20 protein-coding genes and 1 tRNA gene are annotated in these 26528 nt (G+C 63.8%); 7 read left to right on the top strand and 14 right to left on the bottom strand.

Annotated elements, in window-relative coordinates:
* Window positions 1-108: 108 nt before the first annotated feature.
* Window positions 109-969: a hypothetical protein gene (locus IRI77_RS27720; protein ID WP_194448227.1), complete on the bottom strand. Its 861-nt coding sequence runs from the start codon at window positions 967-969 to the stop codon at window positions 109-111.
* Between the two features lie 195 nt (window positions 970-1164).
* Between IRI77_RS27720 and IRI77_RS27715 the strand changes: the two genes are divergently transcribed.
* Window positions 1165-1240: transfer RNA gene (locus tag IRI77_RS27715), tRNA-Ile, on the top strand.
* 7 nt (window positions 1241-1247) lie between these two features.
* On the opposite strand, the gene IRI77_RS27710 is transcribed toward IRI77_RS27715, so the two are convergent.
* Window positions 1248-2504, bottom strand: coding sequence for a cation:proton antiporter domain-containing protein (locus IRI77_RS27710; protein WP_194448226.1), 1257 nt, complete (start codon window positions 2502-2504; stop codon window positions 1248-1250).
* 74 nt (window positions 2505-2578) lie between these two features.
* Window positions 2579-3919: a M20/M25/M40 family metallo-hydrolase gene (locus IRI77_RS27705; protein WP_194448225.1), complete on the bottom strand. Its 1341-nt coding sequence runs from the start codon at window positions 3917-3919 to the stop codon at window positions 2579-2581.
* Between the two features lie 285 nt (window positions 3920-4204).
* Between IRI77_RS27705 and IRI77_RS27700 the strand changes: the two genes are divergently transcribed.
* Window positions 4205-7915 (top strand): TonB-dependent receptor, encoded by a 3711-nt coding sequence (locus IRI77_RS27700; RefSeq protein ID WP_194448224.1) that lies wholly within the window; start codon window positions 4205-4207, stop codon window positions 7913-7915.
* Window positions 7916-8048: 133 nt separating this feature from the next.
* On the opposite strand, the gene IRI77_RS27695 is transcribed toward IRI77_RS27700, so the two are convergent.
* The 11 genes from IRI77_RS27695 to IRI77_RS27645 form a co-directional block, all read right to left on the bottom strand.
* Entirely contained in the window at window positions 8049-9200 is a 1152-nt protein-coding gene (locus IRI77_RS27695) for an ABC transporter permease (RefSeq protein ID WP_194448223.1), read from the bottom strand.
* Window positions 9201-9213: 13 nt separating this feature from the next.
* Window positions 9214-10347, bottom strand: coding sequence for an ABC transporter permease (locus tag IRI77_RS27690; RefSeq protein WP_194448222.1), 1134 nt, complete (start codon window positions 10345-10347; stop codon window positions 9214-9216).
* On the bottom strand, window positions 10344-11099 hold the full coding sequence (locus IRI77_RS27685; RefSeq protein ID WP_194448221.1) for an ABC transporter ATP-binding protein: 756 nt from the start codon (window positions 11097-11099) through the stop codon (window positions 10344-10346). Before IRI77_RS27685 ends, IRI77_RS27690 begins: the two co-directional genes overlap by 4 nt.
* Window positions 11086-11997 carry an ABC transporter ATP-binding protein gene (locus IRI77_RS27680; RefSeq protein ID WP_194448220.1) on the bottom strand — a complete coding sequence of 304 codons (912 nt, stop codon included), beginning with the start codon at window positions 11995-11997 and terminating at the stop codon, window positions 11086-11088. Before IRI77_RS27680 ends, IRI77_RS27685 begins: the two co-directional genes overlap by 14 nt.
* 11 nt (window positions 11998-12008) lie before the next feature.
* Complete coding sequence (locus IRI77_RS27675) at window positions 12009-13187, bottom strand: HlyD family efflux transporter periplasmic adaptor subunit (protein ID WP_194448219.1); 1179 nt, start codon at window positions 13185-13187, stop codon at window positions 12009-12011.
* A 21-nt stretch (window positions 13188-13208) separates the two neighbouring features.
* A complete protein-coding gene (locus IRI77_RS27670; RefSeq protein ID WP_194448218.1) occupies window positions 13209-14537 on the bottom strand; it encodes a TolC family protein in 1329 nt (442 codons plus the stop codon).
* Window positions 14534-15223 (bottom strand): TetR/AcrR family transcriptional regulator, encoded by a 690-nt coding sequence (locus IRI77_RS27665; RefSeq protein WP_194448217.1) that lies wholly within the window; start codon window positions 15221-15223, stop codon window positions 14534-14536. Before IRI77_RS27665 ends, IRI77_RS27670 begins: the two co-directional genes overlap by 4 nt.
* A gap of 174 nt (window positions 15224-15397) precedes the next feature.
* Window positions 15398-15880: a DUF1579 domain-containing protein gene (locus IRI77_RS27660; protein ID WP_194448216.1), complete on the bottom strand. Its 483-nt coding sequence runs from the start codon at window positions 15878-15880 to the stop codon at window positions 15398-15400.
* 49 nt (window positions 15881-15929) lie between these two features.
* Window positions 15930-16565 (bottom strand): DinB family protein, encoded by a 636-nt coding sequence (locus IRI77_RS27655; RefSeq protein ID WP_194448215.1) that lies wholly within the window; start codon window positions 16563-16565, stop codon window positions 15930-15932.
* 280 nt (window positions 16566-16845) lie between these two features.
* Window positions 16846-17334, bottom strand: coding sequence for a hypothetical protein (locus tag IRI77_RS27650; RefSeq protein ID WP_194448214.1), 489 nt, complete (start codon window positions 17332-17334; stop codon window positions 16846-16848).
* An 85-nt stretch (window positions 17335-17419) separates the two neighbouring features.
* Window positions 17420-18034: an outer membrane protein gene (locus tag IRI77_RS27645; RefSeq protein ID WP_194448213.1), complete on the bottom strand. Its 615-nt coding sequence runs from the start codon at window positions 18032-18034 to the stop codon at window positions 17420-17422.
* A 72-nt stretch (window positions 18035-18106) separates the two neighbouring features.
* On the opposite strand from IRI77_RS27645, the gene IRI77_RS27640 reads away from it, so the two are divergent.
* The 5 genes from IRI77_RS27640 (at window position 18107) to IRI77_RS27620 (ending at window position 26484) form a co-directional block, all read left to right on the top strand.
* Window positions 18107-18706, top strand: coding sequence for an RNA polymerase sigma factor (locus tag IRI77_RS27640; protein WP_194448212.1), 600 nt, complete (start codon window positions 18107-18109; stop codon window positions 18704-18706).
* A gap of 4 nt (window positions 18707-18710) precedes the next feature.
* A complete protein-coding gene (locus IRI77_RS27635) occupies window positions 18711-20270 on the top strand; it encodes an anti-sigma factor family protein (RefSeq protein ID WP_194448211.1) in 1560 nt (519 codons plus the stop codon).
* Window positions 20257-23337 carry a TonB-dependent receptor gene (locus IRI77_RS27630; RefSeq protein WP_194448210.1) on the top strand — a complete coding sequence of 1027 codons (3081 nt, stop codon included), beginning with the start codon at window positions 20257-20259 and terminating at the stop codon, window positions 23335-23337. The genes IRI77_RS27635 and IRI77_RS27630 overlap by 14 nt, the downstream gene beginning before the upstream one ends.
* A 65-nt stretch (window positions 23338-23402) precedes the next feature.
* The gene (locus IRI77_RS27625; protein ID WP_194448209.1) at window positions 23403-25985 is read left to right on the top strand and encodes a family 78 glycoside hydrolase catalytic domain; all 2583 of its coding nucleotides are present in this window, start codon (window positions 23403-23405) and stop codon (window positions 25983-25985) included.
* Between the two features lie 127 nt (window positions 25986-26112).
* Complete coding sequence (locus IRI77_RS27620; RefSeq protein ID WP_194448208.1) at window positions 26113-26484, top strand: YciI family protein; 372 nt, start codon at window positions 26113-26115, stop codon at window positions 26482-26484.
* Window positions 26485-26528: the final 44 nt, after the last annotated feature.

Below are 26528 nucleotides of genomic sequence, written 5' to 3'. Positions count from 1 at the left end.
GACCATCCGTGCGAGCGCCCGCCCGGGAGCTAAGTCGCCCGCGGCAGCGGTGCTGGCGTCCTGCCGCTGGAGTGCTGGCATGGCGGGCGGCGAGGTAATCCGGAGCTCTTACTTCGTGGCGTGTGCCTTGAGCTTGTCGTCAGCCAGGGCCTCAGAGAGCTTCGGGTAGAAAGACTTAAGCTTCTCCAGAGACTTCAGATCGTCGATACTCTTTGGCTTGCAGAACTCGTAGTTCGTGACCCTCTCCGGTTTGGCCTTCACGAGGAAGCCGGCCTCCTGGTACATCTTGATGGTGCCGTCGGTCATGAAGTCGCGAACCAGAAGCTTGTCCCGGGTCGCCTCGCATTTCCGGAAGGACAGAAACATATTCCCGCTGAGTTGGCCATTTGAGTCGCCGAAATCTGCCAGAGGGCAGTAGCGGAACTTGCCCCAGTGGTAGTGAATCGCCTCGTCGGCCCCGTCATCGTAGGTACCCACGATCGTGGCCCAGTGGGCCCGCTCGCCCGTTGTACTCGTCGGATCCCCGGTGTTGCCCACGTCAAACGGCACGATCGCCGGGCACTCGATGCCGATCAGAGCCTTCACCTTGTCGACGAAATCGCCAGAGTCCGTCAGGGTCAGGACATGCCCGTCGAACTGGCCGCCATACTGGGAGCCATTGCCCCGCGCCACCTTCACCAGGTTCTCGGCATTGAAGACCGACCCGTAGGCGGTCAGTAGATTGTGCTTGCCATAGTGACGCAGTGAGTAGAAAGATCCGGTCTTGGCCGAGACATATTTGGCGCCCTGCTGGAAGATATTTGCTCGCGATTCCGGCGCCTTGGCGTTGTGTGTGCGCGCCTCCAGCGGTTTGGACAACCCGAAGTCGCCACCGTATTGCATCTGCCTCTCATACCAATACAGCATCACGAAAGCGAGCGCATAGAATCCGCAGGTTGGTCCGCGCTGGTTCGGGCCGGCCGCCGGCATCGGCGAAATTGCCTGTGCGCCTTTCGACGTAATGAAGTTGCCAACTGGTATAGTGATTTCCGGCAAAATGCGGCCCGCCCTCTGGGCTGGATCATACAGGCAGAAAATGTACAGGTCAATAGACCCCATCCGCTGCCGCGCCCTCCGCCCTTTCGGCTAAACTGGGGACTGGGCGCAAACCTTGCGCCACTCCGTGGGCCCTTAGCACAATGGTTAGTGCAGCGGACTCATAATCCGTTGGTTGTAGGTTCAAGTCCTACAGGGCCCACCAACGCCCTTCACTCCGGCTGGGGCGCCGCTTCCAGTTCCGTTTCTTCAAACCCGTAGAGCCTGCGCGCCGCCTGTCCCACTGCTGGACGGCGCATCAGCGGAATCAGGCCCGCCGTCAGCACAATGCTCACCAGCACCACGAAGTAAGAGAAGCTCCGGATTACCTCGCCGCCCGCCATGCCGCGCTCCAGCGGGACACTCGCCAGCACCGCCGCCGCCAGCCCTTTCGGCGCCATCACCGAGAGTTCGTAGCTCTCCTCCCAGCCCGGACTCACGCCCCGCATCACTTTCATCACAATCCCCAGCCGCACCAGGTAAACCACCACCACGACACCCAGCACAATCAAGAGATACATCGGATTGTCGAACTTGATCGACAGGCCCAGGTAGACGAAAAAGAACGTCTTCAGCAGGAAGATCACCTCGTGATAGAACTCCATATCGGCCGAATTCAGCGAACCGAACTCGTGCTGCTGGAAGATCTTCACGTTGTGCAGCGGCAACCGGTGGTAGTTCACCATGGAAGCGCCGAACGCCAGTGCCGCGATCGCTCCGCTGAAGCCCATCATGTCAGCGATGCCGTACAGGATGAACACCCAGGCAAACACCGCGAACGAGGTGTTCGGGAACTGCCGTACCGTGTTGAGCACCGCGGCCCAGGCCAGCCCGCCAGCCATGCCGATCACCCCCGCGAACACCAGGCTGGACAGCACCGTGCCCAGCATCTTCGGCGCTTGAAACACCCCCGCCGGGCTCTCCATGATGCTGAACACCATGACGATCGACAGAACGTCCGTCAGTCCGCTCTCCAGAATCAGCACCGTCATGGCCGGCTCCCGCATCTTCAGTGACTTGGCGATGGGAATCACCACCGCAGGCGAGATGCTGGAGAGGATCAAGCCCAGCAGGAAGCTCGTTCGCGCCTCCAGGTGGAGGCCCCAGTACGCCGTCGCCGCGATGATCAGCACCGTGCAGGCAAAGGTGGAAACCGCCAGGCTCAGCGTGGTCTTCAGCATCTTGGCCAACAGGTCGATATCCAGGGTGGTGCCGCTCTCGAACAGGATCACCACCAGCGCGATGGTGCTCATCACGCCGCCAATCTTGCCGAAGTCCTCCGGCTTCACCCAGCCCAGGACGGCGGGGCCGAGTAGAATGCCCAACAGGATCAGCAGCAGAACGTCGGGCACCAAAGTGCGCTTGAAGATCGCCGTGAACGACAGCGACAGGAAGACCAGTAGTCCGATACCAAAGAGGATCTCCGCCATGTCTCGCAATTGTGCCCCAGGACTCGCCTGGACTCAAGTCGCCGGCTTGGACGGTTTCCGGGGGATCGCCCAAATTACGGAGCAGGGGTCGCGGCAGGGGCGCCCGGCGCGCCGGTGAAATTCCTCCTCACGGGCAGCGTCCAGGCCGTCACCAGGCTCGCGAAGCCCTCCGTGTCGATGGCGCGCACACCCAGCACCACCTCGTCGATCGACACATTCTTGAGGGTGAACTGCTCAGTCTTGCCGACGTAAATCTCCCGTTCCCAGAACGGGGCGGTGGTCGACCTCATCACCACGGAGTAGCCGGCCAGATCGGGCTCCAAGTCTTCGTTCTTCCACTTCATCACCGCGTCATAGCGACCGTCGCCCCGGCCCAGCGGCGAGACCGACGGCGGCTTGGGCGCCATGGCCAGCGAACCCAGCGAAACTCCCACACTGCGGGTGACCGACGCAATGTACGGCACCGAGACGCGGTCGAACGTGTCCTTCTCGTTGTGCTGGAACTCGAGTTGCTCCGTTGGAGTGGTCACACGCACGGCGGCGAAGCCGTGCGTCAGGAACGGCGTGTGGTCGCCGCCGCGGCCGAAGCGGTCCTGGCGGAAAACCGTGTTGATGCGCAGGTCGGGTTGATACCGCTCGGCCACTTCGCGCATGTAGCGGGCCAGCGAACGCGAACTGGAGTCCATTGGATCGCCGGAGTAGACGTTCACCCGGCCGCCCGCCTGGATGCCGTTGCCCGTGACATCGTTGCCAATCACGTCCACATTGATCACGGCCTCCAGCTTCTCCTTCGACTTCTCAGCGGTTTCGGCATAGCCGCCGGCGCCTAGAAGTCCCTGCTCCTCACCCGCGAAGGCCACGAAGACGATCGTCTTGTCGAACTCGTATTGGCTCATCACCCGGGCCAGTTCCAGCACCAGGGCGGTCCCGCTGCCGTTGTCCGACACGCCCGGTGCGACGGACGCGGAGGCGGTGGCGTCCGCGTCAAACACGCGCGGTGTACCTGACTTGAAGATCATGTTCATCGAGTCATAGTGCGCGCCGACCAGCACTTCCACGTCCGGCTGCGTCTTGCCCTTGAGGACGGCCACGACATTGACGACATCCGTATCCTTTACTATGCGGGCGCTCTTCTTCACCGCATGCGGATCAAACCGGACCTCGAGCCGCGGACTGTAGCTCTTGAACTGGGCCGCAATCCACTCGCGGGCCGCCTTGACGCCATGCCCGGGCGTCTCGATCACGCCATTGGTGTCGCGCGTACCAAAGCTCTCCAACTTCCTGAGCGTGCTGGTGATCCGGTCTTCCGAGACCTCCGCGGCAATCTTCTTCATGGCGGGGTGTAGCGCGTTGGGCGATTGCTGGGCGAGGACCGCGGCAGCCAGCAGGGAGGCGGAGAGCAGTAGTTTGGTCATGCGAGACTCCTGGATTCAGCCATTGTATGTTGTTCCGGCTCCAGGCCGTCGGAGGGTCCACCTTGCTTCGCAATACCTGACTTTCAAGTGAACGATAATGAGTCAAAAGTCAGCGCGAAGACAGAGCCGGCCATCAGCTATTGAGATCTCAAACCCCTTTGTCGCTGTATGCATCCTCCAAAACCTATCTACAGTAGCTATCTTGACTACCTATCGGAAGTCTGATCTAATCTTTCAAGTTTCGGAACCGGGAGGTTCCCACTCGTAAAGGGAGGTCTTTTGACTATGTCGTTCAAGCTCCTTGCCGCGGCGTCCGTTCTCGCCCTCTGTTCTTTGTCTCTGCAAGCTCAGGAAGCTCGTGGCGCCATCACTGGAAGAATCAGCGATCCCCAAGGCGGGATCATCCCCAGTGCCGTCGTCACAGTGACCAACACCCAGACGAACGAGTCCCGACGCGTCGTCACCAACGAAACCGGATACTACGAAGCAAACTTCCTTGAACCGTCCACTTACTCGGTGAAAGTGGAATCGAATGGCTTCAAGCGTCTCAACCGTACTGGCATAACAGTAAATGTGAGCGCCCGCCTCGAGATCAATCTCACGCTGGAAGTGGGTGCGGTGGCCGAGACCGTGGAAGTGACGGCCGATGCTCCGCTGCTCGAAACCACTTCGGCCAGCGGCGGCCGTGTTCTTGACCAGCAGCAGCTCATCAATCTTCCCTTTTCCGACCTGAATCCGTTCGCGCTATCGGCCCTCGCGCCGGGCATGCAGTGGACCGGGCAGCCCGAGTACCGCCGGCCGTTCGACAACGGCGGCACCTCGTCGTTCAACACGATGGGCGGCGTGGGCCAGAACGAGTACACGATGGACGGCATGAGCGTCACCGGCACCGGCCGCCGGGTGGGCTTCACACCGCCGGCTGATGCTGTGGGCGAATTCAAACTGGAAACGTCCAATTTCGATGCCAGCCAGGGGTTCACCTCGGGCGCCGCCATCAACGTCAGTTCGAAGTCGGGCACCAACTCCCTGCATGGCGCCGTCTTCGACCAGCACTGGCAACAGCGCTGGAATGCGACGCCTTTCTTCACCCGTGAACCATTCGACGCAGGCGTCCGCACCGGAACGATTGACCCGAGCAAACGGCAGAAGCAGGCCACCGGCCGCTCCAACAACTACGGCGTATCGGCCTCCGGGCCGGTCTTCCTGCCCAAGATCTTCAACGGCAAGGACAAGGTGTTCTGGACCCTGACCTGGAACGGAATCCGTCAGTCGAAAGCGGAGACGACCTCGGAAGTGAACCGCACCGTGCCCAGCGAGGCCATGAAGCAGGGCGACTTTTCCTACTTCCTGGGGATTCCCAATGGCGCCAACCGCTTCACTATCTACGATCCGCGTTCCGCGCAACTGCAGGGCAACACCGTGGTACGCTCTCCATTCCCCGGCAACAAGGGCGTTCCGATCCTGAACCCCGCCTACGCCTACTACTCGAAGCTTTATCCGAATCCGAACAACATTCCGGGCCTGGTCACCGCCGAGTTGACCAACAACTACCTGGCCACGGCGATGCCGAAGGACGAGAAGTTCAATTCCATCGTCAACCGCTATGACTGGGCGGTGAGCCAGAACCACAGGGTGAACTTCCGCTGGCAGTGGAACGACCGCCTGGCCGACGAATACGACTGGACCTACGAGACGGCCCGCGGCCTGCACTCCAACGGCCTCACCCGCATCAACCGCGGCGGCAATGTCGGCTACCTGTGGACGATCAACTCCACCAACATCCTGGACACCAACTTCGGCATCTCCCGTTTCGAGGAGGGCAGCCGCAACACGACGCGCACCAAGATCACGGCCGCACAGGTGGGGCTCCCGGCCTACATCGACCAGCGCGCCGGCAGCAACACACAGCTTCCGCGCCTGGATTTCGACACCATCTCCGACGTCGGCGGCGGCTATCCGGCCATCACTGACAAGAGCAACACCTTGGAGTTCCGCGCGACGATGACGACCATCCGTGGCAACCATTCCTTCAAGTACGGCTGGCAGGAGCGCCGCAACCTGTATGCGTCCAGCGGCCCGGGCAGCAGCACCGGCTACTTTGACTTCCGCAGCAATGGCTGGACCAAGGCCACCAACGTGGACAACGTCAGCGTAAACCATGCCCGTGATTGGGCGGCGTTCATGATGGGCCTGCCTTCTGGCATGTCGATCGACACAAACGATTCGGCCTATTGGCGGACGCCCCGGCGCGCTCTGTTCTTCCAGGACGACTGGCGCCTGAGCAATAAGCTGCGCATCTCCCTGGGGTTGCGCTATGAGCGCGAAGGCGGCACCAGCGAGCGCTTCAACCGCGGCATTTCCGCGGCTTACGTGGACGGCCCCAGCGCGATCACGTCGGCAGTGGAAGCTGCCTACGCGGCCGCGCCGATCGCCGGCCTGCCGGCAAGCCAGTTCTCGGCGAACGGCTACACGCCATATCTCGGCACGGGCGGATATGACACCGCCACAAAGGGTGTCCATAACTTCCTGCCCAAGGCCGGCATCGTGTACAGCCTGAACAACAAGACCGTCATCCGCGCCGGTTGGGGCGTCTATGCCGATACGCTGAATGTCTCCAACGACCGTCCGTACACGGATGGTTTCAACCAGGCCACCAGCACCCCGATCAGCAACGACGCGGGCCTCACCTTCTGCTGCGGCGTCGGCACCATTGATGGGCTGGCGACCGGCCGCACTCCAATGAACGATCCCTTCCCGGTCCGCCCGGCCAGCGGTAACACCCGCTTTGACGAACCGTTCCGGTCGACGCTGGCTGGTTTGGCGCGCTTCAACCAGGACACCAATACGCTGCCCTGGGACTATAAGCCCGCCCTCCAGCACCGGTGGCGCTTCGGCTTCCAGCGCGAAGTCTTCCACAACCTGATGGTGGATGTCTCCTACAACGGCGGCTATGCAACCCAGCCGATCCAGCGCCGCCTGAACTACCTCCCCAGCGAGTATTGGACGAAGGGTATGGTTCGCGACCAAGCCAACGACAATGCCCTGAACGCGAACGTAGCTAACCCCTGGGCGGTCAAGAACCTCGGCGCAGTCCAGTCGTCCAACCCGGATCTATACCGCTGGATGAGCGGCAACTCGTTCTTCACGAGTTCGGTCATCGGCCGGAACCGACTGCTGCGCGACGGCGGCCAGTATGGCATTCTGCGCGGCATGAACCTGCCGGGCCAGAGCCTGCGCACGGGCTATACGAAATATCATGACCTGGAGTTGATGGTGGAGCGCCGCTTCACGAAGGGCTTCCAGACCAGCTTCATGTATACCTACGCCACCTCAAAGGTTCGCGACTGGTACGCCAACGAGTACGACCTGCTGCCGACGGAGCGTCCGAACAACAACGTTCTGCCGCACCGCATCGCCTGGACCGGTGTGTACGAGATGCCTTTCGGCAAAGGCCGCAGCTTCGTCAAGAACGGCCCTCTGGCCTACCTGATTGGCAACTGGAATGTCTCCGGCGTGCTGCAGATCCAAAGCGGTCCGGCCACGGGCGACTGGGGGAACCGTTTCTTCTACGGCGACCAGAACCAGTTGGAATCCCTTTTCAAACACGACGAAGTGCACAGCAAGGACTATCTGCAGTGGTTTGACAAGTCCCTGGCCTGGACCACCTCAACCAGTGCTCCGCCCAGCGGCTTCGTCGGCTTTGAGGGCCGTTCCTCCGCCCAGCCCGGCAGCTATCACGAGCGGGTGTTCCCCATCCGCCTGGATGCGATCCGTGCCGATGGCATCTTCAACATCGACGCCAAGGTGGAGCGCGTGTTCCCGATCAAGCCGGAGCGGGGCATGAGCGCCCGCCTCTCTGTGGACCTGCTGAACGCGACGAATCACTCCAACTTCAGCGGTCCGAACCTGGATCCGACGAGCAGCAACTTTGGCCGGGTAACCAGCCAGCGCGGGCTGTCCCGCGTGATTCAGTTCAACCTGCGGTTCCAGTTCTAGCTGGCAGCAGAGCGAAGACGAAAAGGCCCGCGGCGCCCAATGGCGTGCGCGGGCCTTTTCCTTTTCGGGCAGACAACCTTCCTTCCGAACGGTTGGGGAGTATTGACTGCTCACCCGCTCGCTTACGGGTCTGTCAGTCCAGCCGCTTGTGGAAGCGCAGGGCGCTGAGCGTCAGGATGGTGACTCCGAAGAGGGCCAGCAGGCACATCTGCGGCCATAGGACCGAGACTCCGCTGCCTTTCAGGAAGACGCCGCGCACGATGTCCATGAAGTAGCGCAGGGGATTGAGGTAGGTGATCCACTGCACCGGCAGCGGCATGTTGCGGATGGGGAACGTGAAGCCGCTCAGCATGAAGGCCGGCTGGAAGAAGAAGAACGAGGCCATCATGGCCTGCTGCTGTGTGTCGGAGATCGTACTCATGAAGAGGCCGGCCCCGAGGGTGGACAGCAGGAACAGGGCGCTCGCGCCGGCGAGGGTCAGGAAGCTGCCCCGGAAAGGGACGTGGAAGATGGTGAGGGCGATGGTCACCACCAGGATCAGGTCAAAGAAGCCGATGATGGCGAAGGGGATGGTCTTGCCCAGCATCAGCTCAATGGGCCGGATGGGCGTCACCATGATCTGCTCCATCGTGCCGATCTCCTTCTCGCGCACGATGGAGAGTGAGGTGAGCATCAGTGTCACGAGCATGATGATGTTCACGACCACGCCGGGGACGAAGTAGTTGCGGCTGCGCAACTCCTCGTTGAACCAGATGCGCCGCTCCACTCGAATGCCCGGGATGCGCAGCAGGACGGGTCCATTCTGTGTGCGGCCCACCAGTTTCTTGATCTGCTGCTCGCGCAGCAGTTGCTGGTTGCGGGTGGCGATGATGCCGTTGGCGTAGTTCGAGATGATCGAAGCTGTGTTCGAGTTCGAACCGTCGAGCAGGATCTGCACTTCGGCCTGGCGTCCGGCGAGCACATCGGCTCCGAAGCGGGTGGGGATGCGCACGAGGCACTGCACCTTGCCGCGGTCCAGCAGGTCCTGGGCGGCCTGTTCGCTGCCTGCCTCGGCGGTGATGGTAAAGGTGCGGTTGCCGTCGAAGCGCTTGCGCAGCTCGAAGCTTTCGACCGATTTGTCGAGGTCCATCCAGCCCAGCCGGACGTGCTCGACATCGAGGTTCACGGCGAAGCCGAAGATGATCATCTGGAGCAGGGGCGGCCCGATGAGGATGCCGCGCATACGCGGTTCGCGCAGCGTCTGGCGAAACTCCTTACGGATGATTTCCAGTACACGTTCCCACATTGCCATCGCCCTCCTAGGCCATCTTCTGCCGCATCTTGCGCGCAGCCAGTGAAAAGATCAGTCCGCCGTAAATGAGCAGAAACAGCATGTCGCTCCAGAGCACCGAGAGTCCGATGCCTTTCAGGAACACGCCTTGCAGAATGGAGACAAAGTAGCGAGCCGGTACGATGCGTGTGAACTGCTGGATGACGGTGGGCATGTTCTCGATCGCATAGATGAAGCCGCTCAGCAGGAAGGCCGGCAGGAAGCTGCTGAGCAGCGAGAGCTGATAGGCCAGCAACTGTGAGCGCGTGACGGTGGACAGGAAGATGCCCCAGCACAGAGCGCCGAAGAGGAAGAGCGCCGAGGACGAGACCAGCAGCAGGGTGCTGCCGCGCAGGGGGACGGCGAAGATGCCCACGGCGACAAAGAGGGCGATGGCCATGTCGAACATCCCCAGGACAAAGTAGGCACACAGCTTGCCCAGCAGCAGTTCCGTGGGCCGCACGGGCGTGGAAAGCAACTGCTCCATGGTCCCGTTCTCCCATTCGCGGGCCACTGTGAGCGACGTCAGCAGAGCCGCGATGATCATGAGGATGACAGCGATGAGGCCGGGCACAATGAAGTTCCGCGACTTCATCTCATTGTTATAGAGGACGCGCACACGGGCATCGATGGGGAACTTCGGGCGGCTCATGCCCTGGCGGATCATGCGCGCCTCGCGCAGTTCCTGGGCGTACGCCATGATCAACGCTTCGGCGTAGCCGGCGCCGATGCCGGCGGTGTTCGAGTCGCTGCCGTCCACCAGGATCTGGATCTGGGCCTCTTCGTTGGCCTCGATCTTGTGCGCGAAGCGATTGGGGATCACGATGCCCATGAGGGCGGTGCTCTTGTCGATGCGGTCGACAATCTTGCGGTAGTCGCCCTGCGATTCGACGATCTTGAAGTAACGCGAGCCGCGAAGGCGCTGCACCACCTCACGGCTTTGCGGGGTCTGGTCCTGGTCGTAGACGACCGTCGGAATCTGATCGACGTCGAGCGTCAGCGCATAGCCGAACAGCAGCAACAGCATCAGCGGGACAGCCAGGGCCATCATGAGGCTGCGCCAGTCGCGCAGGATGTGCAGGGCTTCCTTATGGAAGATCGCGTAGAAGCGGCGCCAGTTCATTGCTCCCGAGCCTCCTCGCGTTCAATGCTGGCAATGAAGACCGAGTCCATTGTGGCTCCCTCGCCTTCGTTCTGTTTCAACTCGGCCGGGGTGCCGAGTTCGATCATGCGGCCGCGATACATCAGCGCCAGGCGATGGCAGTACTCGGCCTCGTCCATGTAGTGCGTGGAGACGAAGACGGTGGTGCCGCCGGCAGCCATGTCGTAGATGAGGTCCCAGAACTGGCGGCGAGCGATGGGGTCGACGCCGGAGGTAGGCTCGTCGAGAAAGACCACGGGCGGCTCATGCAGGATGGCGCAACCTAGCGCCAGGCGCTGCTTCCAGCCTCCGGCGAGTTGGCGGGTCATCCGGGCGACTTCGCCCTCGATGCCGGCCATTTTGAGGACGTATGCCTTGCGTTCGGCCCGTTTGTCCTTGGGGACGCCGTAGACGCCGCTGAAGAAGTCGATGTTCTCGCCTACGGTGAGGTCGTCGTAGAGGGAGAACTTCTGCGACATGTAGCCGATGGACTTTTTGACGCGCTCGGGCTCTTTCGCGACGTCGAAGCCATAGACTTCGGCGCGGCCGGAGGTGGGGCCCAGCAGGCCGCAGAGGATACGGATGGTGGTGGACTTGCCGGCGCCGTTGGGGCCGAGGAAGCCGAAGATCTCGCCCTTGGAGACGCTGAGGGTCACATTGTCGACGGCAACGAAGTCGCCAAAGCGCTTGACGAGGTTCTCGACGATGACAGTGGAACCGTTATGCGGCTGCATGGCGTTCCTCCGTGCGGATGAGGGCGATGAAGACGTCTTCGAGAGCCGGATCCAGCGGGTTCAGGCGGACATCGCCGGCCGCGCGCTCCACATCGGCGGCTGCGGTGCCGGCCTCGAGATAGACGTGCAGGGCTGCGCCGGCGGGCTCGGCACCCAGCACTCCGGGGGTGTTCTGGAGGCGGCCGCGGGCGGCGCGCAGGTCAGCCGATTCCGCCCGGAAACACTGCGGCGCGAGTTGCTGTTTCAAAATGGCGGGTTTGTCGCAACGGATGAGCCGGCCCTTGTGCATGAGGCCCACGCGGCTGCAGCGCTCGGCTTCGTCGAGGTAGGCGGTGGAGACGAGGATCGTCATGCCTTCCGACGCGAGGCGGTACAGAATCTCCCAGAAGTCGCGGCGAGAGAGGGGATCGACACCGTTGGTGGGCTCGTCGAGGAAGAGGACTCGGGGCCGGTGCAGCAGCGTGCACATGAGGGCCAGCTTCTGCTTCATGCCGCCGCTGAGCTTGGCCGCGGGCCGTTGGCGGAACGGCGTCATGCGGGTCATGTCCAGGAACTCGGCCATCATGCGATCGCGTTCCGCGTGGTCGATGCCGAAGAGGTCGCTGTAGAAGAACATGTTCTCTTCCACGGTGAGATCGCCATACAGGCCGAACTTCTGCGCCATGTAGCCGATCTGGTCCTTCACGGCATCGAGGTTTTTACCCACGTCGAGGCCGGCCACGGAGAGGCTGCCCTGGGTGGGATCCATCAGGCCGACGAGCATGCGCAGGGTGGTGGTTTTGCCCGCGCCGTCCGGCCCGACCAGCCCGAAGATTTCGCCTTCGGCGATGTCCAGGCTGAGGTCCTTCACGGCTTCGAGCGGACCGAACCGTCGCGTTACTTTGTCGATGCGAATCATGGACGTGGGCACTAGCGGCCGAGGACGATTTCCGCGTCCACGGGCATGTTCAACTTCAACTCGTGATTGGGGTTTTCGACTTCGATTTTGATGCGGTAGACGAGCTTCTGGCGTTCTTCCGTGGTCTGGATCTGCTTGGGGGTGAATTCCGCTTCGGCGGAGATGAAGGTGACCTTGCCCTTGTACTCCTTGCCTTTGAACGAATCGGTCTTCACCACGGCGGGCATGCCGAGCTTGACGCGGCCGAGGTCGCTCTCGCTGACGTAGCCGCGAACCCACGGCTTGTCAACGTCGCCTAGCGTTACCACCGTGGCGCCGGCCGCCAGGATCTCGCCCATCTCGGCCGATTTGGAGAGCACGACTCCGCCGACGGGCGCGACCAGGATGCGGTCGTTCATCTGCACGTCGAGGACGCCGGTCTGCGACTTGGCGCGCTGGATCTCGGCCTGCCGCATGCCGACTTCCTCTTCGCGGCGCTTGAGGTCAATGCGATTGGCCTCGGACAGTTGGACAGCAGCCCGGGCACGGGCGACCTGGGCCCTCTGCTGCTCGATCTGCTCTTTCCTGGGGCCTTCCTGGACCATGCCCAACTGCTCCTGCGCGCGTTTCAGCGCGGCGGCCGTGGCTTCCGCCTTGGTCTTAAACTGGTCGCGCTGGGCGGTGGAGATGTCGTCGTTCTTATAGAGGGTTTGCGCGCGCTGCCAGTCGAGCTGGGCCTGCTGATTCTGCGTCAGGGCCTCGGCCATGGCCGCGCGGGCGGACTCCAGTTCCTGGGGCCGGCTGCCGTTGAGCATCTCCTGCAGGCGGGCCTCGGCGGCGGCGAGGTCGGCGCGTTTGAGGGCCACGTCGCCCTCGATGCTGGCCTTCTGGAACTGGATGGACGTGTGGAGCTGGGTCAGCGCGCTCTGGGCGGAATCGACGCCGGCCATCTCGCGGTTCAACTGCTGCTTCAGCTCGTTGGTGTCGGTGCGCGCCACGACCTGGCCCGGCTTCACCGTGTCGCCTTCGTCGACGTTCAGCTCCACCATCCGGCCAGGCATCTTGAACGACAGGTCGACCTGCGTCAACTCGATGTTGCCGCTAATCCTGATTACGTTGGGATCCTCTCCCGGATGGGTTGCCCGCCACGCCAGGGCGCCGCCGGCCGCCACCACCAGGATCACAGGGATGATTACTTTCTTCTTATCCACGTTCATCTTCTCCCGGAAATCTCACTGCAGCATCAGATCGATGTTGCCTACCGCGACGCCCAGATCGATGCGCGCGGACTTCTGTTTGAATACTGCGGCCACGTTGTTCTCGCGAGACCTGGCGACGCGCGCCTGGGCGTCGGTGACCTCGACGCCGATAGCGACCCCCGCCTCGTAGCGGCGCTCCGCCTGAGCAAGCTCCTTCTCCGACTGGGTGAGGGCTTCCATCGCCACCGCCACCTGGCTCTCGGCCGATTTCAGGGCCGTGACGGCGACACGGATCTCGAGTTCCACCTGCTGCGCGGTGTCATGCGTTTTGATCCCTTCCTGGCGAAGCAGCGAGGCGGATTCGGCCCGTTCGGGATCCTTGCGGTTCACGCCGAAGATGGGCAGCTTCATCGAGAGTCCGGCGGAGCGCGTGGGCAGCAGCATCTCGGTGGCGCGGCCCAGGACTCCGTAATCCCCGAAGGCTGAGACGCGCGGGAGCTGCTCGTACTTCATGGCGTCGTAGCTGAGTTTGGCTGAGCGTTCGCGCTCGGCCTGGGCCTTGAGCTCGGGGCGCAGCTCGCGCGCGGCGGTGACGGCCTTGGCGGGTTCGGGCACCTCGGCGGGCACGTAAGTCATCGGATCAGTGAGATCGAGGGCGACGTCGAGGTTCACGCCCATGGCCCGCAGCAGGTTCAGGCGCGCGGTTTCGCGGTCTTCCTGTGCGACGATCAGGCGCTGGCGCTCGTTGGCCAGCGAGACCTCGGTGCGGGTGATGTCGATGCCCGTGCCGGTGCCGGCCGTCTTCTGGGACTGGGCCTGTTTGACCAGGCGCTCGGCCAGCGCGACGTTGGCCTGGGCGGTATTCCAGGCGGCATCGGCGCGCAGGGCGTTCAGATAGGCCTTGGCCACCGTGCCTTTGGTCTGGTTCACCTGGGCCTCGTTATCGGCCCGCGCGGCAGAGACCTGCGCCTTGGAGGACTGATAACGCTTAATGGAAGGCAGGTCGAAGAGGCTCTGCGTGGCCGAGACGCGGTAGTCGCTGGTTTCGATGGGGCCCACCAGGGTGGGGATCTGGAAACCGGGGATCGATGGGAAGCTGATGCCCATGGCCTGCAGATTGTTGGTGAAGCTACGGAACGTATAGCTGCCGTCGACGGTGGGCCGCAGCAGGCCCAGCGCGCGGGCCCGCCGGGCATCGGCGGCTTTGATCTGTTCCGCGGCGAGACGGACACGGGTGGCTCCATCGGGAGCCGTGGCGATTTCGACGGCCTTACCCAGGCTCAACGACAGAGCTTTCTGCTCCTGCGCGACACAGGTCCAGGCCGCCAATCCAACCAACAGGACGAGACGCGGTGCGCTCATTGCGCAGCCTCCTTGTTTTCAGTTCGCAGTGCGCGCAGGCCGCCGGCCATGTAGGCCACCAGATGCTTGAGAGCTTCCATGTGGTCGTCGGGGTCAACTATGCCGCGAGAGATGAATTTCAACAGTTCGCCGGCCGCCAGGAAGTGGGCCATGGAGCCGATGCCGAAGTGGAGACCCCAGGCCAGCCCTTCCGGACTCAGCGTGGGTTCAGCGCGGTTAATGGCGGCGGTGAACCGCTGGGCGGCGGGCGCCATTTCACGCTGGAACAGCTCCATCAGTGAGCCGTGCAGCTCCGTATAGAGACGCCCGAGCAGGCGCGGCCAGTGCCGCATTTCGGGGCAGGATGTCCGGGCCTCCAGCACGGGCAGCAGGAAGGCGCGCAGGACATCTTCGAGAACCATGGGCCCGCTTTCACCGGCCGCGAACTCGAGCGCATCCATCAGGTCGAACCGCCGCTGATTGATGGGACCGATGCGGCGGTGCAGGACCGCGCGAATCAGGGATTCCTTGTTTTGGAAGTGATAGTTCACCGCAGCCAGGTTCACCTGAGCTTCGGCGGTGATCTGCCGGAGGGAGGTGGTGGCAAAGCCGTTTTCCGCGAAGAGCCGTTCAGCGGCGTCCAGGATCCGTTCCTTGGTGTCCTGGACCCGGTTTCCCTGGTCAACCGTTTCAATCGCTTGATTCATACGACTGTTTGAATCATACGATCGTTTGAAACGACTGTCAAGTCGGCTTCAGCGATTCGATGTAAACTCCAAATCGCTTGGCGATGTCAGGCGGTGAAGCCACGGCGGAGGGCGAGGGGGGAAGGAAAAATGCGGCGAGCCCCCGAGGGAATGAGGAGGATCGCCGCGCAACGACTACCTGGTCCGGCGGTAGTTGGCCAGCATGAAGGCCCGCCAGAGCCCGTCGTCGTCCAGGAAGTGGGAGGTGAGCGTGCGATGGCCGTCGTTGACGATCTCGATCACGTCGCGGTAGCGGCCCAACTGCGTCAGGTCCTTCATGGCCGGGCCCTGGCTGTCGAGGGTCAAAGTATTGCCCACCAGGTTCAGTTCGCCGTCGTAGAGCCAGAGATGGGTCATCATCGACCCGATCCAGGTGCCGGTGAACCGATTGGTCCGTGTGTCGAAGCCGAGCGTCATGAGGGACGTGGCTGGTCCGCAGCCGGGCATGTCGCCTTCGCCTTCGGCCAGGATCCAGAGTCCGCCCAGGGATCGCACCACCTCAGTGCCTTTGGAGTGGTCGGGCGGCTGCCCCGGCTTCATCGACGCCTCCGCGTCAAACTGCCACTCTCCAATCAACTGGTGGAGCCATTCGTGTTCTTTTTGTCTTTGGGTTTGCATGCTTCCTCCTGGAATTCTTCCGTTCAAACCATCGGCCCCGGGAGTGTGGCTACTTCGCCGGAAAACCGGGATCCGCCTTCACTTCCAACATCTGCGCGGTGTGCCTTTCGCTATGAGCCGAAGAGAAGAGTAGCCACTGGTAGGCGTCGAGAGGTTGCCCGAGGGGGGAGTCGGCCACGTGATCGCGCAGACCCCCGGTGGACTTGAGGAAGTCCTCGGTGCGGGCCCGGGTCTTCAGGAAATGGTCCAGGGTCTCCTGCGGCGACCAGCGCCCGGTGGGGGACAGCGGACCGGGCGCCTGGGCTTTGTGAGAGCGGTCGGCGATCTGCTGCAGCACCAGTTTGTCGGTGGCCTGGAAGTCCCGATCGGGCTTACCCGCGGGCGCCTGCATGATCTTCTTCGAGATCATGTCGAGGAAGAAATCCTCGGAGAGCGCGATGTGTTCGAGCGTCTCGGCGACAGACCAGCGCTCCGGGCCCGCCTTAAACTTCCACTGGGCCTCAGACAGACCCTTCGTAGCGGCGATGACGCCTTGGCGGGTTCGTTCCAACTGCGCGATGCCGGCCTGCCGGTCGGAATTACTCAGGCCGTCGGCGGCCGGAAGGACGCTCAAAGTCAGCAGCATGAGGGCCGCGCCGCGCAGCCCCAGGCGGGCAGCAGCGGTCCAATGGTGATGGGATTTCATTTTCAGTTCTCCTATATGAAGCCGGGAGTGGACAAGCCGCTGGTAGGTCATGAGGTTCTCGCGGAAGTCATTCAGCGCCGGTCCCGTTGGGGAGGTCCGGGCGGCGGCGCAAATCGTGGTTCTCCACGTAGTCTTCATTGCTCGCTCCGCTCCTGCTTCGGTATTCCGTACTCAACTGTGCGTCGATCCATGCGGGAGGGAATCGACAGGCCATCGAGCGATGGGTTGGTTGTTTACACGTGCAACAGGAACGGAGCGAGTGGAGAGGGCGGCCCTGCTCCTATTCGTAATTGCCGAAGTAAGTCACCGTGAGTTGGGCGAGGTTGGTGGGGAGCCCGCCCATGCGCTCATGCCAATGGCCGGAGGCGCTGTCACCGAACTGGAAGCCCGGGAACTCGCGCTGGAAGACGATGTTGCCGTCGAGGTCGCGGCCTACGACTTCCACCCGGAAGACGAGCAGCGCAAAGACGATCTCGCCTTCTCCCACTTGCCGGTCCACATTCAGGGACAGCATCAGCGGCCGGTTGGTGCGGTCGGAGGAACTGCTCTCTTCCAACAGGTTCAGCCGGCTGGTGGCCGTACCGTTGCCGAAGAAACGGTCGCGGAAGCGGACTTCCCCGCCCGAGGATTGGTCCTTCGCTCCGGCTTGGGCGATGGAGAACGTGTAGCGCTCCAGCACCGTATTCTCAGCGGCTGAGGCGCCGGCCGGGCAGAGCATGAGTGCGGCGGCGAGGGCGAAGAGGGCACGGGTTACCGTGGGGGTTTTCATACGTGTTGTCTCCTTGTGGTTTTGAGTTGAATGGCAGGGTAGAGGAATGGCGATAGCGCGCGGCTCCGTTTGACGGTTCCGCGGGTCAGAAGGACAGGCCGAACAGGAGGTTGTACTGGTTGGCTCCGGTGCGGTTCAGGTGTGTATAGCGGAACTCCGGCGCGGCGCGCAGCCGGCCGAAGCGCCACTCCAGGCCGCCGCCAAACGTGGGGCCGATGCGATCCTGGCTGGTGCTGTAGTTCGCGAGGTAGGTGATACTCGCGCCGCAGCTACTACCGTCGTCGGCAGTGCACGTGACGCGAACGTCGGAGCTCTCACGCCGGTAGTTGACGCCACCCAGCACAAAGGGAGTGAAGCCCTGTGAGTGGAACCGGTACTTGATGGCGGCCGGGAAGTCCCAGGCTCTGGTGTCGCCATGGCCTTCCAGTCGAAAATTGAGCAAAGGCACTGGCGACAAAAACGAGAAATTTGTGTCGTACTTTGTGTTGTAACCGGTGTAAAGAGCGCCGAGTTCCAGGCTGAACCGGGCGGGCAGATGAAACTCGACGGTGGGGCCGACCGTCCAGTGTTCGGAGTGGATTTTGAGATGGCCGAAGTCGTCCGCCGGCTGCCCGAACAGAACTCCGCCTTTGACACCGAAGGTTGCGACCTGGCACCAGGCCGCGGCCGGAAGCAGGAGAAACAGGAATAGGAATCGCATGTCGTCTACATGGTCGGTGGTGCCCGGGATTTCCCTACACCGCGAAAATATTCTCCGGCGCCGTAGGGAAAAGTGAGATTTCCAGACCGTAGCGGTGTGCAGTTGCGATTGCAGACGGTGCCGGATGAGCGGAGCAGCGCCGAGCCGCAGGCAGGGAGCGTCCGACTCGTGGCCGGCGTGAATCTGCGCAGCCAGGTGGAGCGGATTTATGAGGAGACACGCACCGATCTGCACCTCTATCTCCTGTGCTTCCGGCTGCCGGCGAGCCAGGCGGAGGATCTGACGCAGGAGGCTTTCGTCTGTCTCTACCGGGCACTGTCCAAGGGCCAGGAGATTCTGGCTGTGCGGCCCTGGCTGTTCCGCGTGGCGAGGAATCTGGCGCTGAAGGCGCGGGCGCGTGAATCGGCGTTTCTTGCCATCGATCCTGATCTCGACCGGACTATTCAGGCCGGCGGCAAGAACCCCGAAGAATCCCTGATCGAGCGCCAGCGTATGTCGCGCTTGAATGAAGCGGTGGCGTTGCTCTCACCACAACAGAAAGAGTGCCTGCATCTGCGGGCGGCGGGGCTCCGGTATCGCGAAATTGCGGAGGCCATAGGGATTAGCAGTTCCACCGTCAGCGAGTTCCTGCGGCGTGGACTTTGCAAGCTGCGGAGGGCGCTCAATGAGTAGCCGGATGTCGGTACACGTAGAGGAAGACCAGCTGCTGGGGTTCCTGGATGGCGAACTGGGCGATCCGGAAGCGCGGGTCGTGCGGGCGCATACACAGGAGTGCGCGGTGTGCGGGGCACGGCTGGCGGGCCTCCGCGCGGCTTCTAGCGCATTCCATGATTTCGAGCAGCAGGCAGTGCGAGCCACCCCCGTGATGTGGTCTGATCTGGCCCCGCGGCTGGACGCCGTGGACCAGGAACTGGCCAGGCAGCGGACACTCCGCTGGGGTACGGCTGGCGTGTTGGCGCTGGCGGCGAGTGTCGTCCTGGGTGTGATCCTGTTCCGGCAGACCGCAGGAACGGAGAGGACTGTCGATGAGGTGTTGGCGCGGGCCGCGCACGCTCCGCAGTCCGCCAGACGCAATGTCCGTGTGAACGCATTTGGTGGGGCCGTGATCCGGCCTGCCGTGCTCCTGGATGCCGCCAATTCCGGCTACGACGACGGGCGCGTGCGGACGATGTTCGTCAACGCCCGCTACGATTGGGGCGAGCCCCTGAGCGCGAAGGCCTACCTCTCGTGGCGTGGACAGCTGGCCCGGCGCCACGATGCGGTACTGGTGAAAGGCGGGCCGGCGGCACGGGATCAAACCTACATCGTACGGACCGAGACGGACGCGAGTTCGCTGCGAACGGCTTCCCTCACCTTGCGGGCCGGCGATCTGCGGCCGGTAGCGGGCTCCTTTGAATTCGGGAACCTGGGCAGCGTCGAGATCAGTGAGACCGCGGAGCCGGCGACTCCACCGGCGCGGCCAGCCCCGGCGCCCAGGCTCGCTCCACCGACTGCGCGCGAAGACGAGACCAGGGAGTTGCGGCCGGAGGATGCGCTGCACATACTGGCCGCCTTGAATCGCGCCGGAGCCGATGTGGGAGAACCGCTGGAGTTGAGCAAGGATGACCAGGGGCGAAAGCTGATCGTCAGCTCGAATGGCTTGAGCGAGTCGGTACAGCGTCGAGTAGAGAGTGAGTTGGCGGGACTGTCGAGAGTGGAGTTGCGGCTCCAGGGACAGGGCGGCGCGCGCGCCGGCGGCAGTCCATCGGATTCTTCCACGCAGGTCTCGGACCAGCGGCCGCGACCGATTGTGGCCTTGCTCGAGGAACGGCTGGGCGGCCCACTCAAACTACAGAGCGTCACGGAAGAAGTACTGGAGGCCAGCGGTGAAAGCCTGGCGCGCGCCCATGCGCTGGAAGTGCTGTCGCAGTGGATTCCAGTCCCAAGGGAGACGGAACTGCCCGATGCGGACCAGCGCCTGTTGCGATCGCTGCGGGAACAACACTACGCGGCCTTGAGGAGGTTAGCCGGGCGGATGGAGACTCTGCTGGGACCGCTCGTGGGCGATGGCATTGAATTGCACGACACGCGCCAGGTGCGGATGATGACCGCGGCACGGCGGCTCAACCGGGACCTGAGCCTGCTATTTGCTGGTTCGTATAGCCAGACTGAAGGCGAGCGGACGATCCGCGCGCTGCGGCCCGACCTGCAGGACCTGCGCAGGGCGATCGCCTTGGACTCGAATGCGCGGCGCTAGCCTGCTGGTTCTGGCGCTGCTGCCGCTGGCGCTGGCGGCGCAGTGGCCGGGGCAGATCCAGGGCTCTGTCATGGATGTTTCGGGCGCGATCCTGCAACGTGCCCGGATCCGCGTTCAGCACGATGAGACCGGGGCGATGCGCTTCACTGAGACCGCGCCGGACGGCAGCTTCCACGTCGCGGGCCTGCCCGACGGCCGCTACAAGGTCACCGCCTCGAAGCCGGGATTCCATACGGTGGCGCGGCTGGATGTGGCGATCCGGCAAGGCCACCTGGAGCGGATCGATTTCGTCCTGGAGGTGGTGGGCCAGCACGAAGAGATTCGCATCGAGAGCAATGCGGGCGAGTTGAGCGCCGCTCCGGGAGCGGGCCTGATGATGCATCGCGGCGGGCCGGGCGCTGACCTGCCGGTGAACGGCCGGGACCTGCGGGCCGCCTTCGACCTGTTGCCGGGCATCGTGCAGACGGCCGCGGCGAGCAGCGACGGAGGGCAGTTCAGCGCCAACGGCCAGCGGCCCAACACAAACGTGGTGCGGGTGGATGGGGTCAGCGTGAACAACGGCATCGGAGGCAGCAGCCTGCCGGGCGCCGCCCCGGGCGCTTCGCTGCCGGCGATGACCGCGATTGGCAGTATCCAAAGCCTCGGCCAGGCCGAGGAACTGGAGGAGGTGGAACTGCGGACTCCGGACTTCCTGGCTGCCTCCGGTGAGCGGCCGGGCGCCGATGTCGTGGTGCGGACGCGTCCCGGCACGAATGCGCTTCACGGCGAAGCATATTCCCATATGAGGGACAACGGCTGGAGCGCCCGCGACTGGTTTGCGAATTCATTGGGTGTGCCCTTCCCCCGGCCGTCGTACTACGATTTCGGCGCGGCGCTGGGCGGGCCCATCCGGCGGGACCGCACGTTCTTCTTCGCCTCCGCCAGCCGGCTGTCGATGACGGATACGGCGATGCAGACCACGGTGGTTCCCTCCTGGGACGCCCGCGCGTCGGCCCCCGAACTGCTCAAGGCGGCGCTTTGGGCATTTCCGCTGCCCATGAAGCCTGAGTTCGGAGCGGGCCTGGCGATGAGTACGCTGGAACTCGAACGGCGCGCCACGGTGGCGGCGCAGAGCCTGCGGATCGACCACGCGCTGGGGTCCGCCGCGATGCTGTTTGCGCGCTTCAGCAACACGCCCTCGTCCTCCGAAGCACGGCAGCTCAGCACCAGTTCCGGCCGGTATGGCTGGCGCAGCATCACCCTGGGCGCCACGGTGGCTGGGCGTAGCGGGCTCATCCACGATGCGCGATTCAACTTCTCACGCTCAGTGTTCAGCTCGGACTGGGGCGCCGATGCGTCGCTGGGCGCTCCAGTGGACCTGGCGATCCTCGTGCCCGGAGAGATCCGCTCCCTGCTGGGATTGCCCATCGAGAGCGAATCCTCGATCCTCGGGTTCGCCATCGGCGGAGTGGGGCAACTGGTGTCGGGACGCGGCGCGACGGCCTCGCAGACACAGTGGCAGGTGGTGGATTCGGTCTCGAAAACGATGCGCGGGCACCAGTTTTCCGCGGGCGCGGATTTCGTGCGGCTGTCACCCTCGCGCGACCGGGCGATCGACGCCATCGCCCTCTCCAGCGCCAGTGTGGATTCGATATTGAACAGGGAGCCGCTGGCGGTCACCGTGACGAAGCTGCCGCGCGGCAGCAGGCCGATGCACACGCTCTCGCTCTTTGCGCAGGATACGGTACGGCTGGGGGAGCGCGTGAGCCTGGTGTACGGCATCCGGTGGCTGGGCACGCCGCCCCTCAATTCGGCCACGAATCACGTGATTTCGGGCCTGTGGAATGGGGATCCCGGCGGAGGGCTGACGAACTTCAGAAGCGGATGGCTGGACCAGTGGATCTGGAAGCCCAGCTACACGCAGTTTGCTCCGCGCGTGGGCGTGGCGTGGCAGGCGCCCGGGGCGGTGGTCCTGCGCGCGGGTGCGGGCATCTATTACGACGCGGGGTTGGGGTCGGCCATCAATCCGTTCAACGGCGCGCCGTTCAACAGTTGGCAGTTTGGAAGTGTGGGTGCACAGACCAAGTCCATCCCAAGAGGCAGTGCTGTTGCTTTCAAGGACAGCCCACTCCAGGTGGAGCCGCTCAGCCCGTTGCGGCTGCCGCGAACGACGCAATGGAAGGCCTCGCTGGAGAAGCAGGTAACCGGGGGCACAGCCTCAGTGGCCTATGTCGGATCCTCCGGCCGCAACCTGCTGCACAGGGAGGCGGGCATCGCGCCGGATAGCGGGCTGTTCTGGTACATCCTCGCCAGGACGGAGGGGCGGTCGAACTACCATTCGCTGCAGACTCGCTACAGTGGGCGGATCTTGCCGGGCCTGTTCGGCCTGGCCGCTTATACATGGTCCCACTCCATCGACGACGGCTCGCAGGATTCGGCGGTGCTGCTGGCACGGCCCGATGCGGCCAGAGCGGAGGAACGCGGGTCGTCGAGCTTCGACGTGCGCCATGCGTTGTCGTTTGGCCTGACCTATGAAGTGCCGGGACGTGCGATGCGGGAGGCGCTGCGGCGGCCGTTCGCAGGCTGGCGGCTGAACACGGTCGTGCGGGCGCATACGGGGTTTCCCATCGATGTCGCGACCATGGATGGAGGGGTGGGTGTGTCGCCCGGCAACCTGGGGCGGCCCGACCTGGTATTCGGGGCTCCGATCTGGTTGCAGGACGGCTCGGCTCCAGGCGGCAGGAGGCTGAACCCGGGCGCGTTTGGGATGCCTTCGCAGTCGCAGCAAGGCTCGCTGGGCCGCAATGCCATCCCGGGGGGCGGAGTGCTGCAGATCGATGCGTCGGCGCGGCGCGAGTTCCGCTTCTCCGGACGGTGGTCGCTGGACCTGGCTGTGTCGATCTTCAATGTGGCGAACCGGCCGGCGTTCGCGGATCCGGTGCGGTACCTGGCCAGCCCGCTCTTCGGGCGCTCGGCGTCGATGCAGAACCTGATGTTTGGCGGCGGCACCCCCAACTCCGGGCTGACACCGCTGTTCCAGACCGGCGGACCGCGCTCGGCGGAGTTGGAGCTGCGTCTGAAATTCTAATGGGCCCGCGCCCTGGAATATACTACGGCTTGCAGCCGCTGCCGGTGTGCGGCGGCTGATCGGTCATGTTGTCTCGACGTAGTTTTCTGGCGGCCGGTGCCACACTGCCCGCCGCCTCTGCCTTTGCCCCTGATGCTGTTGGCGCGGTCGCGTTGCGTTGCGAATATCTGAAGGACCCGCTGGGCCTTGACGTCACGGCGCCTCGCTTCTCGTGGCAGTTGACCGCGGGCCTGCAGGGCGCCTATCAGATCGTCGTGGAGAGCGGCGGCACACAGGTCTGGGATTCCGGCAGGATCGCCTCAACACAATCGGTCCACGTGCCCTATGGAGGGGCGGAGCTGCGCTCGCGGCAGCGTTGCTCCTGGAAGGTACGCGTCTGGAACGAAGCCGGCGCACCCTCCGCATGGAGCGATGCGGCCTGGTTCGAGATGGCCCTGCTGCAGGCTTCGGACTGGCGGGCCAGGTGGGTGGGCACCGCGGACGCGGACAGCGACTCAGGCGTGAATACGGATCCCTGTCCCTGGTTCCGGCGCGAGTTCCAACTGGCATCGATCCCGAAAAGCGCGCGAGCGTATGTCTGCGGCCTGGGCTTCTTTGAGCTCCATCTGAATGGGCGGAAGGTGGGCGAGGATGTGCTCGCACCGGCGCAGACCGATTACGACCGTCGCCGCATCCGTCGTGTGCTGTACCCGTTCGACGACCGCACGGCGAAGAGAGTGAACTACCTGACATACGACGTCACATCGTATCTGCGAAGCGGCGCGAACGTGGCGGGCGTCGTCTTGGGTGACGGCTGGTACAACCAGCGCGACCGCGTGGAGGAAGGGTGGCTGTGGTACGGCGCTCCGCGCATGATTGTGCAGATCGAGGGGGAGGACGGCGCGCCCCTGGTCGCGAGCGATGAGCAGTGGCGCGTGACGACCGCGGGTCCCATCCTGCACAGTGGGCTCTTCACGGGTGAGCAGTACGATGCCCGTCTCGAGATGCCTGGCTGGAATGCCGCGGGGTTCGACGATTCCTCATGGATGAAGGCGTCTCTCGTACGGGCTCCGGCGGGCCCGCTGTGCGCGCAGGTCGCACCGCCGGATCGCGTGACGGAAGTGATCCCGGGCCAGGCGGTCCAGGTGTCGCCGGGCCTGTTCACATTCGATGCGGGACGGAACCTCGCGGGCTGGGTAAGACTCCACACCAGCGGGCCGCGCGGCCGCAAGGTGACTCTCCGCTTCCGGGAGGACAGCGGGCGCGACTACGGCCAGCGCGATACGTACGTCCTGAAGGGCGGCGGAGCGGAGACCTGGGAGCCGCGCTTCACCTGGCATGGCTTCCGGTATGTGGATGTGACGGGCGTGGAAGAGGCTCCGCGGTTGGAGGCACGCTCGGTCCATTCCGCGGTGGAGAGCGCCGGCCGCTTCGAGTGCTCGAATCCGCTGTTCAATCAGATTCACGCGGCGTTCGTCAGGACGCAATTGGCCAACATGCACGGTGGCGTGACCAGCGACTGCCCGCATCGTGAGCGGCTGGGTTATACCGGCGACGGCCAGGTGGCGGCCCAGGCGGCGATCTACGCCCTGGACATGGCCCGGTTCTACTCGAAGTGGACCGACGACATCGCCGACGCCCGCAATCACCAGACTGGCTTTGTTCCGCACACCGCACCATTTGAGGGCGGGGGCGGCGGCCCGCCCTGGGGCTCGGCCATGGTGCTGATGCCCTGGTATCTGTATCTCTATTACGGCGACCGCGTGGTGCTGGCTCGTCACTATGAAGCCATGCGCGCCTGGGTGCGGTACCTGGAGAGCCGCATGGATGCGCAGGGCATCGTGGTGAAAGAAGAGCCCGGCGGATGGTTCCTGGGCGACTGGTGCCCTCCGCAGAAGATCGCGATTCCGCCTGAGTTCGTCTCCACCTGCCACTACGGGCACTGTGCGGATCTGCTGGGCCGGGCTGCGCGGGTATTGGGGCGCGAGGAAGAGGCCGCCACCCTGGCCGGACTTGTCCACCGGACCAGCGCGGCCCTGCAGGCGCGTTACTACGATGCGGCGAAGCGGCAGTACGTTGACGGGCGGCAGGGGGCGAACTTCTTCCCCCTGGCGTTTGACCTGGTTCCTAAGGACCTGCAAAACGCGGTATTTGCGCGTGCCGTGGAGATTGTGGAGCAGGACAATCACGAGCACTTCGACACGGGCTTCGTGGGCACGCCTCTCGTTCTCGATGTGCTGACCGGGAGAGGGCGTGCGGACCTGGCGTATCGACTGATGAACCAACGCGATCTGCCGGGCTTCGGGCACATGTTGGGCTCTGGCGCCACCACGTTGTGGGAGAACTGGAACGGCGGCGGTTCGCGCATGCATCCGATGTTCGGCGGAGCGTGCCGCTGGTTCTGGCAGGGTCTGGCCGGCATCACACCGGACGCGCGCAAGCCCGGGTTTGAGCGGGTCCTGGTTCAGCCGCGGCCGGTGGAAGATCTCCAATGGGTAAAGGCGGAGTACCGCACCCTGCGCGGCTTGATTGCTGTGCATTGGACGAGGGAATCCGGGCAGTTTCGAATGACCCTGTCGATTCCGGCCAACACCGAGGCGCTGGTCACCTTGCCGGGAACGTCGGAGCAGCGGCGGGTGGGCCCGGGTGAGCATCAGTTGGGTGATTGACGCGGCGAAAATTCCGGCGGACTGGATGTCGATTCGCACTACCCCTTGTTCGACGCAATAGTAGTGGCACCAAACGCCGGCTGGAGAGGTAGCGGCCAGTCTGCCAACTCAGAAGGGAAACAGTACGATGCGATTTTTGTGTTTATACCGATCCAGCAAACCGGAGGGCACTCCGCCCAGCCAGAAGGAGATGATGCGCATGGGCCAGCTCATTGAGGAGTCGTTCAAAAGCGGTGTGCTGCTGGCGACCGAGGGCTGCCTGCCGAGTATCGCCGGAGCTCGCCTCAGGATGACCGGCGGCCAGTTCTCAGTGACCGACGGGCCATTTTCGGAAGCGAAAGAAGTGGTGGGCGGCTTCGCGTTGATCCAGGCGGAGTCGAAGGCCGCGGCCATCGGGTTCACCAAGCGCTTCATGGAGATTGCCGGAGATGGCGAAACGGAGATCCGGCAGATATTCGAGCCTGGGGATGCGCCCTGCGGGTCGTCAGGCACGATGTAGGGCATCCGTTGCGCGGCGATGTGGCAATGAGAAAAGGGGCCTAC

It is taken from the genome of Paludibaculum fermentans, from assembly GCF_015277775.1.
In the GTDB taxonomy this organism is placed as follows: domain Bacteria; phylum Acidobacteriota; class Terriglobia; order Bryobacterales; family Bryobacteraceae; genus Paludibaculum; species Paludibaculum fermentans.
This window is presented reverse-complemented; position numbering and strand designations above follow the sequence as displayed.